This is a genomic window from Streptomyces sp. NPDC048270, from assembly GCF_040652335.1.
In the GTDB taxonomy this organism is placed as follows: domain Bacteria; phylum Actinomycetota; class Actinomycetes; order Streptomycetales; family Streptomycetaceae; genus Streptomyces.
Genome location: NZ_JBEZLV010000081.1, coordinates 1 through 10,667, shown reverse-complemented (window position 1 = coordinate 10,667; position 10,667 = coordinate 1). Strand labels below are relative to the sequence as shown.

The window sequence follows — 10,667 nt, the reverse complement described above, 5'->3', positions numbered from 1 at the left end:
TCCTCGCGCGCCCGCCCCTGCTGCTCACCGACTCTTTCTCGGGGGTGGTGGTCGCCGCGGACGCCGCGGGGTCGGCCCCCCGGCCGCCCGCGCCCCCCCCCCACGCCCCGTTCTGCTGTGCCCTGATGCTCACCGCCGAGCGATGTGCTCACACCTTCGCGTGAGCCGAGGCCGGCGGAAGCGCGGCCCGCTGGGGCTTCTCCCCTGCCAGCTGGAATACGGCGTCCAACATTTCCGGGTGGTTCGGCAGCGTCCAGTAGTTGCCCAGAGCCCGGTTGACCTCTCGCAGCGCGTCCACGGGCGGCACGTCATAGGCCGGGCTGCTGTAGATCGCCGCCACAGCGGGGGTTCGGCTGCGTCCGGCCACGCAGTGCAGAAGGGCGCGCTTGCCCTCCCGGCGCAGCCGCAGGACCTCCCGGGCTGCCTGGTCGAGGGTGAAGTGGAGGTGCGAGTTCGCGCCGGACTTGTCCACCAGCCAGACCCGGACGTGCTCGACGTCGGTGCCCGTCAGGATCGGGTCGGCGCCCACCCGGCACAGGGAGACGACCGCGTCCACGGGGGCGGGGCCGGTGTACTCGGTCAGCGCCAGGTTGCCCAGCACGAGGTCGGGGTCGCGCGGGTGGCGGGCGGTGAAGGCGCGTCCCGAGGAGAGTGGGGTGCGGACGCGGGGTGCGGAGGGCCAGCCGGCGGCGTCTTCCTGGCCGTACCGAGCCGTGAGGACGGCGAGACGGACGAGCTCGGTACTGGTGTTGGCAGGCCAGCCGTGGACCTTGTTCTGCCAGGCCAGGGGGATTGCCGAGGAGCCCCAGCGCGCGCCGAGCAGCGCACCGGCGATCGCGGCGACGGTGTCGGTGTCGTGGCCGGTGCGCACAGCGGCCTCCAGCGCGAGCTGGAAGTGCTGGGCGGCGAAGCTGCCGTCCTCGGGCCGGTCATCAGGAACGGGGGTGCGGGTGATGGCGGACCACGCAGCCTGGAGAGCGGCAACCACCCAGCCGTTCTTCCGCTCGAAGTGACGCGGCGGGTGCGCCTCCGCCTCATCCAGCCGGGCCGCCCACCGCCCGGCGTCCCTCGGGCAGAAGCTCCAGCCCGGCGCGAACTCCGTCGAAGCTGCCGTCCAGGACCGCCATGCGGATGCCGGAGCACCCCAGGACGCACGCATCGGCGCAGTCGGGGTCGGCGTGCGTCAGTTCGCTGACCAGGGTGGCGGCCTCGGCCATGGCCTTGGCGTCATCCAGGTAGGCGAGGGCGACGATGCCGGTCCTCATCAGTGATCCGTTACCGGCGCTGTTGTTGGGGTGGGCTGCGGCGTGGCGGCGGGACACGTCGAGCATCACCTCGGAGGGCGAGGAGCTTGCCGCGCATGGTGGTCCCCAGGATGCTGCGGGTCTGGTTGCCAACGTCGGCCGGGCCGCCGCCGTACCAGCGGAGGAAGTTCAGCGCAATCTCGTCCAACGCCTCAGGGGTGCGCAGATCCACGCCGGTCGCGGCGACCTCGGCGATGCACACCTGCATCTGGGTGTCGTCGCTGTACTCGCCGGGGGCGAACGGGCCGAGGCCTCCGCCCTTCATCTCCGGTCGCCGGGTGTCGCTCATGCTCGGCTGGAACTCGTACGGGACGCCGAGAGCGTCGCCCGCTCCGGCGCCCAGGAGTACTCCGGCGGCGCGGTCCATGGACTTCTCGTCCAGGCGCGGAGCGGGTTCGGCGGCGGCCGGCCACAGGCCGAGGTCGGTGGCGTCGTGCGGGGTGGTCGAGGACGAGGTCATGGTTCTCCTTATGCGAGCCCTTCGGGCCGCGCCAGAAGGCGACAACCGCTGCTGTGCGGTGTCGAGGTGAGGGAGCGTCGGCCTTCATTCGCTGCGACGCATTGACAACTTGTCATAACGTCAAATCGAACGTCAAGCATTTTGGCGGAGTTGCGTAAATCTATGAATATGTGTATGGTCGCAAGCGTCTGGCCGCCTCAAGGCTCCTCTCATACGCCCCTGTAGCTCAGCGGACAGAGCCACGACTCGCGAAGCCATGCGCGGAGGTTCGATTTCCTCCCAGGGGCGCCGCACGCCCTACCCTCCGGCCGCCGACACCAGGACGCGCCGCCACTGCGAAATCCAACCGGAGTGCCCCATGCTCGCCCCCGACCTGCCTCGGCTGCTCCATGCGGCCGACCGTGACCGGCTCGCCGCCGCCGTACAGGCGGCCGTTGACGCTCTCGCCTGGTACTCGCCAGCCCCGAAGCCCCACTACGGCGACACCGGCGTGAGCATCGCCCGAAACCACGCGAAGGCCGAGCTGGCCCAGGACGTCGTGGACGCCGTGGTGCTCGCCCTGAGCGCGAGCGTCACCACGGCTCCCGACCCCCACAAGGCGACACCTCGGTGATCTGCCCGCCCGTCACTGCCAAGGAGAGACGTGACGTTGACCGCGAACTGGCGATCCGTTCCGATGCCGCCGAACGTCGCGCGGCTGCCGCGCAGCACCGCCGGGCGCCCGGTACCCCACAACACCCCCTGGCATGAACCCGGATCCACAGGGGGCCATCTCGCCGTCGCAAAGGACGCCGATCTGGGCGAGCACGTGATCTGCCCGTGCGAGCCCGGCCGGGGAACGGCCAAGTTCGGCGACCAGTGCCCGCCACGCCAACGGCAGCTGATGGCCAAACGCCTCTGCGGCATCTGCTCCGCGTCGATCAAGACGACCAGCCGCCTGGTGTTCATCGGCGGCCCGAACGCCGACTTCTACGTCGAGCCCCCCACGCACCCCCGCTGCGCGGCGTACGCGCTGTCGGTCTGCCCGGTGCTCGCGGCGGCCGACGGAGTCGAGCTGACGATTTCGCGCTCCTACAGACTCCGCGAGCGCCGGATCACCGGAGTGTCGGCCGAGCACCACTTGATCTACGGGGTGTTCCCGTACAAGGACCCGGAAGCCCGCCGCAGGGGGCCCCTGGACTTCTACCTGGCGTTCCCCGAGGCCGCCGAACAGGTTCCCGCCAAGGAGTGGATGGCCCACCGCGCCCCCAAATTGTGATCGTGCGCACCCGGGCGGCACGGCCGCCGGGTGCCCTCCGAGAGAGCAACCGATGACATGCAAGTGGAAGGCCCGGACGTACGAGGGCCACCTGATGAAGACCAAGGCCGGCTACCCCGGCCACTCCTACCGCGGCGCAATCTGGGCGCCCCGGACGGCACGGACTCCACACACCCCGACCCGACAGGAAGTACCGAACGATGCGAACCCCCGCCGACTCCCGCGCTGACGCCCAGCGCCTGATCGACGCCTTGCCCAACCCCATGCCTCGGGACGAGTCGCGCCGCGCCGACGCCGTACACACGGCCCTCCTGGACAGCGGTCTGCTGCGCAGGGCCGACGTGGGCAACTCGCCGGCTGTCACCACCGCCATCCGTGACGGCCTCGCTTCCCTGGCCCATCACCTGGACGCACCGAGTTCGGGACAAGGGCCCGGCCAGCTGCTGCTCCTCCTTTTCGCGGATCTCCAGCGGTTCACCGCTCATCCGGCCCCCGCCGGTGTCGAGATCCGGGTTCGCGAGGCGGCGCGCGCACTGCTCCACCTCGCCCAGCGGCACACACACGACCCGATCCACCTCCTCGGAGTGGGGCTGCAGGTCCACGCCGAGGAAGCGCGTAGCGCCGAGAGCGCGTTCCCCTCACTCGCCGCCGGCCCGGCCGTCACGGTCACCGAGGGGCTCACCGGGGACCGGACGGAATTGCACCTGACCGTTGGAGCGTTCGAGACCAACGCCGCTTCCGTCTGCGGCCAGTGGCTGGACCAGCGGGTAGGGGGAGTCGCCGACGGCCTGGTCCCGCCCGAGTGCTCCGGCTGTTTCGGGCGGTCCGCCCTCGATCCCGCGCCGGTATTCACCGCCGCCGAGCACGACGCCTGGACCGCCTTTCTCGCCGGACGCCGCAGGGAGGAAGCATGAGCACCAAACCTGGCTCCGCCATCGACCGCCGCCTGGCTGCACAGCTGCCACCCGGGATCGCCGCGCGGCCACGGGATGCGTGCGGCTACCCGATCAGCTTCGTGACGGCCCTCGGGCCGGACGGCACGCCCGACTTCACCGAACTGGACGGTCCCCGGCGGGCCAAGGCGATCATCGAGCACCTGTGCGGGCTGTGCGGGCTGGCACTACCGGTCATCCGGGCCGTGATCGGGGGTCCGCAGGTGGTCGAGCACCACATCGCAATGGACCCTCCGATGTGTGTGGAGTGCGCCGTCTTCGCGGCCACGCACGCAGCGGCCGGCTGCCCCTTCCTGCTGATGCCGAACGCCCGCTACCGCAAGGACCGCGCCACCCGGCCGTCGTCGCCTCTGGTAGCCAAGGAACGGCCGCAAACCATGTACCTGGCCCGCACCTTCGCCCACGACGCGTTCCGCCTCGCGCTGCCCGACGGATCAGAAGAGGTTCTCGCCCGGTGCGCCCGGTGGACCGGACTCCAGGAGATCCGGGCCGGGGAACTGGTCGATGTCCGCCACCTCCTCCAGAGGTGACTGCGTAATTCCATGAATGTGGCAACGGTTGAGATGTCGGGATCCGCACGCGGCCCACCCGTCCCCGCGCTTCCCCCCTTGCAGCTCAGGAGTACGACATGCCGAGCCTCGTCTCGCCCGAGTCTGAAACGGACGCGAACACCCTCCTCGACCTTCTGGCCAACGCCCCCTTCTCGGCCCCATATCTAGGCCAGACCATCGACTGGATCCCACCGATCCGTTCAGCAGGACGCCGAGCGGGGACACCTCCCGCTCGGCGTCGCCGCCGAAGCGCTGCATCGCCTCGATGTGTACACGGCGGGTCCGGGGCTGGGCGCCGGCGAGCCGGCGCGGCGGCTGGCCGACTCACGCCACGCGGTGGCGGCCGTCCAGCACGACCACTACATCGGGCTGGCGATCGGTCAGGGCAACAGAAGCGCCGCCGCCCGGATCTACCGTGGAGCCGAGGTGCGCAAGGTCGCCGCGGCCGTCGGCCGCTCACGGGTTGCCGCCGGGCCCACGGGGGCAGTCGTGGTCACCGGCCGTACATCCGGAAGCACGGTCTTCCGCCCCGTCAGCTCCGAGACGGCCCGCCGAGTCAAAAACGCCGCGCGCGAACGCAGGAACGAGGCGGTGCGGCGATGCGATGCCGTCCGCCGCGTTCTTGCCCAGCAGGTCCGGATGGCCGATTGGAGCGACCCGGCGACCGTAGGCGTTGTCGCGATTCCCACCACGAGACGGTGAGTGTCTCTTGGTGGGAGTCCCAGGCGGTCGACGGTCCCAGCCTCTGGACGGAGGGCGGAATTCGGCTCCTGTGCACCGCCGTGCTCTCCGACCAGGGCCACAGCGTGACACTCGCCTCCAACGGGGCCCTCCACGTGCTGAATTGACGACTCAGGCGGAGCGCCACCTCACCTGTCGCCGGATCCACGAACCGGCGCCCAGGCAAGTGCGACAACCCCAGCCGGCGCCCCCTGCGGTGAACGGGCCGCGCGACGTCGGTACGTGAGCGGCGATCCGCCAAGAGGGCCTTGGGGCTACCAGTCTTTTACTCCGCTTCCGCCAGCGGTAGACAGGAAATCACCTCCATATGTTGCTTAATTCTATGAGTCGATGTATTGTCTGAACCGTGCTCGGCCGCCCCTACCGGTGATGTCACCGGCGGCCGCAGCGAGAGCAGCCGAGATCAGACCAAGACCAGGAGCCGTAAACCTCATGAAGATGAACGTCGAGAATCTCCCCCTGGACGCCAACGGGCACAAGCTCCGCGAGAGCACCGTAGAAGTGACCACCTTCAACGGTGTAGGCCCGCTCGTATCGGGCTTCGTGTACAACTGCGCCGTCTGCGACATTGCACCGTAACTTCGGATAGTCGAGGGTTCCGTCCAAGCGCAGGGCCCCTGTCCCTACCCGAACGGCTTCACCACTGTCATCACCCTCAGCGTTCCGTCAGGCAAGATCGTCGTCACTGATGACCTTCGCCCTGTCTACAACTGGCGCAACGGCACCCAGGCCAGCTACAACTCCACCCTCGGACAGGCTCAGGCGATCAAGGCCATGGCGGCCATCGGCTGCGCCTACGGCCCCGCCACCAACTGCGGCCTCGGGCTCTACCAGACCGGGCCGGACAGCTACGTCATCGCCAGTCCGAGGTATGACGAGAACGACAACTCGTCTCTGCCCGAAGACATGTGCATGGCGGAGATCTGCACCGATCTATGGGCTTACTCCATCGCCGATCTTTGGACTGGAAGGCTAAGGGAGGCGACCCCGACAAGCTCGACTGGCACCGTCGTGGACGTTCCGCCGGGAACCTACGAGTTCACCCACCACTCGGGTGAACCCGACTTCAATCACGATGCTGCGGAGACCGTGTTTTACGCCCACATCAAGCGCATTGCCTGACTACACGCCATCAACGTCGTCGCTGACGGGCGAATGACGCCGAGCGTGACCTGGCAGACGGCGAAGTCCCTCACCGCTCTCGGGCTGGTCGAGTACCGCGACGCGGCCGGGGTCCCCAAGCCGACTTACCGCGACACCGGGGTGTCCGGCACTGTCCACTACGCCTGCCGCACCGACCTCAGACTGCAGGTTGCCGTGCTCCCCGCGCCACCCGAGCACTGACCGTGCCCCGCGGCCACCGCCAGCCAAGCCCCGGCCAGCGGCTATCCGCGGAAGGAACACCAAGACCACCGCCCAGCAATCTGGAGATACGCCATGTTCCGGCCCTGCCCCGCCGTCAACCCCGAGAGGGTGACCGCGTGAGCATCGAAGACAGCGCCGCCACGGCGGAGCAGATGCGCGCCGACCTCGCCGACTTCTTCGGCAAGCCCGTCAATGGGTACCCGCTGGCCATGGACCTCATCCAGGCCATGCACCTCGGCCGCGCCCGCCAAGACATCGCCGACGACCGGGCCGCCGTCAAGCTCCACCTGGACCTGGTCATGAAGATGTCCAAGAACCTCGACCAAGCGCAGGTATGGGTGGCCTCATCGGCGCTTTCCGCCGCCGTGACCAATCATGAGCTGATCACCAGCTCCGACGGCTACCTTCTGGAGAACACCGACGAAGCCCCGGCCCCGGTCGGTGTCGTGCACTTCCCCGTCCCGATCACTGACGCCTCCGACCTTCCCATCCACGGGCTGGCCTGGGAAACCGAAGGGACCGGAGAGAAGCTCCTGCTGTCTGTCACCGCCCTCACCAGGACGCCCGACCTCCTCGGCAGCCTCCCCGCGCTCCTCGTTCCCAACCACCAGGCCAGCACCCCCTACACGCCTAACGCGATAGTCCTGGCCGTTCCCCAGATCAGCACGAGCATCCAGAGCTACGGCCACGCCCCTGACTGGGGCGCGGCGCCGGGATCCATCCTCGTCGGCCTGCTCCTCGCGTTCTGGGACCTGAGGACTGCCTTCGAGCATGACGAATGCACGGTGAAGCAGAAGAGCGGCAAGGGCCGCAAGCTCCGCGTGAAGTTTCGGGACGTCCGCGTGATCCGCGAGGCGGCAACCCGCTTCATCGGCGAGCGCCTCCCCGCCGAGCACGACCACAAGTGGGGAGAGGAAACGCTGCGCTGGAGGGTCGAAGCCCGGTCGAGCTGGCGCTGCCCCAACCCTCGCGAGCACAAGGCCATCATCGCGGCCGGAGGGGAGTGCCCCGCGGTCAAGGTCAAAGTCAAGGCACACGTCAACGGCCCCAAAGGTCGAGCACTCGATCCCCGTCGCGTCGCCCGTATCAGCACCATCAGCGCCAAGAGGGGGGATGACGCTGCTTCACACCTTTGAGACCGGTCCCCCGCCCGCCGACTTGCTCTGACCGCTCAAGCCGAGGCCCCGCACCGTTCCGTGCGGGGCTTTCGTCCCACCGAAGGGAAATCCCGTGCCCCTTGCCGCCTTGCCCTCTCCTCGAGCCTACGAGCGCCTGGTCGCCGAGCTCGCCGGCGAGGTCGGCGTCCACGTCGCCGTGTCCTGGGCCCACGCCGTCGCCCTGGTCAAACACGCCACCGAGCATCGCCTCGTCGACTGCCCTACCGGGACCGGCCCGGACCACACCCGTCGCGCCCTGGAAGCCCTGGCCGCCGCCCACCCGGCGCTCGAGTCGTTCGCGGATCCACAGGTGGCCCCCTTGTGGAAGAGACCGATCAGCCAGTCGGGCTGGGACCGGATCGCCCAGCTGTGGAGCCTCGCCCCGATCGCCGACGACGCTCACCGCGTCGACGGGTACCGGCTCGGCGATGCCTACCAGGCCCTGTCGGCGGACGCGCGGAAGTCGAGGGCGTTGTGCCAGACCCCTCCCTGGGTCGCGGAACTGCTGCTCGAACTGTCCGTGCAGCCAGCGCTCGACGAAGTCGGAGCTGACCAGATCAGGATGATCGATCCCTCCTGTGGGACCGGGCACATCCTCCTGTCGGCCTTCCACCGCATCCGAAGCCACCGGCCGCGAGGGCGGGCTCCGCGGGCCGCCGTGACGATGGAGCGATCCCTGGAACGCACCCTGCAGGCCATCCACGGCGTCGACCTGGACCCGTACGCGGCCGCCCTGGCGCGGTACCGGCTCCTCGCGACCACCGCAAGCGTCCTGGGCCGGCCGATCTCGGCGGTCCCAGACGCATGGCCCGTGCAGGTGGCCGCCGCTGACTCGCTGCTCAGCACCGACGAGCCGCTGCTGCGCCCCGGCAGTTACCACGCGGTCGTCGGCAATCCGCCGTACATCACGGTGCGCGACCCCCAGCTGCGCGAGCGGGTTCGACACGCCTACCCGGAAGAGTGCAGCGGCAAGTACAGCCTCGCGCTCCCGTTCACCGCGCTCATGACGAGGCTGGCCAGGCCGGCCGGGACCATCGCGCAGCTAACGGCCAACTCCTTCATGAAGCGCGAGTTCGGCCGCAAGTTCATCGAGGAGTACCTGAGAGAACTGGACCTGACCTGGGTGATCGACACCTCGGGGGCATACATCCCCGGCCACGGGACACCAACTCTGATCATGGTCCACAAGGCGCAGCCCCCGCAGGGCCACACCGTCATCACCATCCGCGGAACCGCGGTGAGCCGCACGTCCCGAAGGACCCGGCCCAGGGCCTGGTCTGGAGAGCGATCGAGGAAGCCGTTCACCAACGGCTGGCGATGGACCGCCTCCAGCGGGGCATGGAGGAGCACCTCCGGGAACAAACATCCACTACCCAGAACATCAAGATTGCTTAAGTCCAGGAATTCGCGTAGAGTTTGGATCGCGGCGCACAACCGCGCCGCCCCTTCCCTCCCGGAGTCAGATCCCATGAGCAAGGCGGCCACCACCACCCTGCTGGACGCTCTGCGCTACCTCGCCTGGATGACCCCCGCAGGCCTGTTCATCTACAACCAGGCCGAGCTGATGTGCCTGGCCGTCGTGGCCGCCGTCGGTCTCAGCCACTGGCGCGACACCCACTGACTTCCACCCGCATTGCGCGGCTGCCATGAATCCACTCGACAGCTCCGGAGCCCCGTTGGACACCTCCACCCTCCCGGCAAGCGCGCCGACCACCCTGAGCGAGCAGGACGCCGCCCTCCTGGACTTTGAATTCCGGTACTGGCCAAGGTCGGCACCAACAGCACCCGGCCCGAAAGAAGCGGCAATCCGGAACGAGCTCGGAATCTCGCCGACCCGCTACTACCAGCTACTCAACAACCTCCTGGACTGTGAGGCTGCTCTCGCCCGACACCCCGTGGTGATCAACCGACAGCGCGCCGTGCGGGAGATCCGCCGGAACGCACGGCAGTGAGCTGACGGGCCGGCGGATCCCGCAGGGGCCTCCACGACACCGTGGCGATCCGCAGCAGTCGGCCGCGCCCGCGAACTCGCCAGTCCCAGGATCTACGGCGCGGCGCCCGCACCAGTACGTGACGGGAGCCGCCCGCCACCAGCTCGAAAGGACGAAGCAGATGACCACCCTGACCATTCCGCCCGCGACCGTCGGTCGCGGAGCCATACGGATCAGCCTTGATCGCGGTATCCACCCGGCGACACTCAAGCCGCTACTGGAGCCGGGCAATCCGGTGGCCCTGCCGGGTCAACTGCTCGGCGAGCTTGCGGTTTGGGGGTCCAGCGCAGCGGCGACATGGGATCCCCGTGGACATCGGGCTCGACCAGCGTGAGGAGTGCCTCCCGAACGGCTGGGTTTCGGTCGACGATGCGTTTGCGGCCAGCGCCGGGCCGACGAATCCGTCCCAACGGTGCCTCTCCGGAGTCGAGTTCCCGCACTCCGATAGACACTGTGGCCTCACGGACACCGGCGGAACGGGCGACTGCTCTGACCCCTCCGTGGCCGAGAGACTGGGCCTCCGCCCCTATCAGCAGGCGACGCTGCCGCTCGTCGAGGTGCGGCCGAATCGCCTCGAACTTAGCGCCAGCAAGGCCCGTTGCCCATCCAACCCGCTCATGTCAGACCAACGAACCACCGAACGGAAAGCCACGAGTTAAAAATCTGCAAGTCCTTAGCTTCACGGTCCTGACCAGTTGGTCGAGGTTCGCGGCGGCGAGGTTGCCGATGGTCCGTTTGACCAGCAACCAGATGCCTTCCTGAGGGTTGAGGTCGCGTGGGGGCAAACTAAAAGGTGTTGCAGAAGGTCTGGTGGGGGCAGGGCTGTGTGGCGGGTTGACCTGCTCTTTCACCGTGTCATGGCGAGGTTGTGCATGGTGGCGACGGCC

Annotated in this window: 14 protein-coding genes, 1 tRNA gene and 2 pseudogenes; 12 read left to right on the top strand and 5 right to left on the bottom strand. The window is 68.7% G+C overall.

The genetic code is table 11. From position 1 onward, the window contains the following. Nucleotides 1-148: 148 nt before the first annotated feature. Genes AB0D66_RS33475 through AB0D66_RS33465 form a run of 3 tightly spaced genes read right to left on the bottom strand, consistent with a single transcriptional unit; the run spans nt 149 to nt 1,764 of the window. Complete coding sequence (locus AB0D66_RS33475) at nt 149-1,042, bottom strand: ADP-ribosylglycohydrolase family protein (protein ID WP_362310946.1); 894 nt, start codon at nt 1,040-1,042, stop codon at nt 149-151. Continuing rightward, entirely contained in the window at nt 1,035-1,265 is a 231-nt protein-coding gene (locus AB0D66_RS33470; protein WP_362310945.1) for an ADP-ribosylglycohydrolase family protein, read from the bottom strand. Before AB0D66_RS33470 ends, AB0D66_RS33475 begins: the two co-directional genes overlap by 8 nt. Before the next feature lie 10 nt (nt 1,266-1,275). After that, the gene (locus tag AB0D66_RS33465) at nt 1,276-1,764 is read right to left on the bottom strand and encodes an ADP-ribosylglycohydrolase family protein (protein WP_362310944.1); all 489 of its coding nucleotides are present in this window, start codon (nt 1,762-1,764) and stop codon (nt 1,276-1,278) included. Nucleotides 1,765-1,979: 215 nt separating this feature from the next. Here AB0D66_RS33465 and AB0D66_RS33460 point away from each other — a divergent pair. The 12 genes from AB0D66_RS33460 to AB0D66_RS33405 all read left to right on the top strand — a co-directional run bounded on the left by AB0D66_RS33460 (nt 1,980) and on the right by AB0D66_RS33405 (nt 9,741). After that, nucleotides 1,980-2,052 (top strand) — tRNA-Arg (locus AB0D66_RS33460). A gap of 70 nt (nt 2,053-2,122) precedes the next feature. Further along, nucleotides 2,123-2,377, top strand: coding sequence for a hypothetical protein (locus AB0D66_RS33455; RefSeq protein WP_362310943.1), 255 nt, complete (start codon nt 2,123-2,125; stop codon nt 2,375-2,377). A gap of 270 nt (nt 2,378-2,647) precedes the next feature. Continuing rightward, entirely contained in the window at nt 2,648-3,022 is a 375-nt protein-coding gene (locus AB0D66_RS33450; RefSeq protein WP_362310942.1) for a hypothetical protein, read from the top strand. Nucleotides 3,023-3,222: 200 nt separating this feature from the next. Continuing rightward, nucleotides 3,223-3,936, top strand: coding sequence for a hypothetical protein (locus AB0D66_RS33445; protein ID WP_362310941.1), 714 nt, complete (start codon nt 3,223-3,225; stop codon nt 3,934-3,936). Continuing rightward, entirely contained in the window at nt 3,933-4,505 is a 573-nt protein-coding gene (locus AB0D66_RS33440; protein ID WP_362310940.1) for a hypothetical protein, read from the top strand. Before AB0D66_RS33445 ends, AB0D66_RS33440 begins: the two co-directional genes overlap by 4 nt. 288 nt (nt 4,506-4,793) lie before the next feature. Beyond that, the gene (locus AB0D66_RS33435) at nt 4,794-5,228 is read left to right on the top strand and encodes a hypothetical protein (protein WP_362310939.1); all 435 of its coding nucleotides are present in this window, start codon (nt 4,794-4,796) and stop codon (nt 5,226-5,228) included. 471 nt (nt 5,229-5,699) lie between these two features. After that, nucleotides 5,700-5,846 (top strand): hypothetical protein, encoded by a 147-nt coding sequence (locus AB0D66_RS33430; protein WP_362310938.1) that lies wholly within the window; start codon nt 5,700-5,702, stop codon nt 5,844-5,846. A gap of 195 nt (nt 5,847-6,041) precedes the next feature. Then, nucleotides 6,042-6,389, top strand: a complete 348-nt coding sequence (locus AB0D66_RS33425) for a hypothetical protein (RefSeq protein ID WP_362310937.1) — start codon at nt 6,042-6,044, stop codon at nt 6,387-6,389. A gap of 45 nt (nt 6,390-6,434) precedes the next feature. Continuing rightward, nucleotides 6,435-6,611, top strand: coding sequence for a hypothetical protein (locus AB0D66_RS33420; protein ID WP_362310936.1), 177 nt, complete (start codon nt 6,435-6,437; stop codon nt 6,609-6,611). A 137-nt stretch (nt 6,612-6,748) separates the two neighbouring features. After that, entirely contained in the window at nt 6,749-7,768 is a 1,020-nt protein-coding gene (locus AB0D66_RS33415; RefSeq protein ID WP_362310935.1) for a hypothetical protein, read from the top strand. 109 nt (nt 7,769-7,877) lie between these two features. Further along, nucleotides 7,878-9,410 (top strand): N-6 DNA methylase, encoded by a 1,533-nt coding sequence (locus AB0D66_RS33410; RefSeq protein WP_362310934.1) that lies wholly within the window; start codon nt 7,878-7,880, stop codon nt 9,408-9,410. 55 nt (nt 9,411-9,465) lie between these two features. After that, nucleotides 9,466-9,741: a DUF3263 domain-containing protein gene (locus AB0D66_RS33405; protein ID WP_362310933.1), complete on the top strand. Its 276-nt coding sequence runs from the start codon at nt 9,466-9,468 to the stop codon at nt 9,739-9,741. Between the two features lie 265 nt (nt 9,742-10,006). Here AB0D66_RS33405 and AB0D66_RS33400 read toward each other — a convergent pair. Continuing rightward, nucleotides 10,007-10,310 (bottom strand): annotated as a pseudogene (locus AB0D66_RS33400) (ISAzo13 family transposase); the annotation flags it as partial. Between the two features lie 90 nt (nt 10,311-10,400). Beyond that, nucleotides 10,401-10,667: pseudogene (locus AB0D66_RS33395) on the bottom strand (hypothetical protein); the annotation flags it as partial.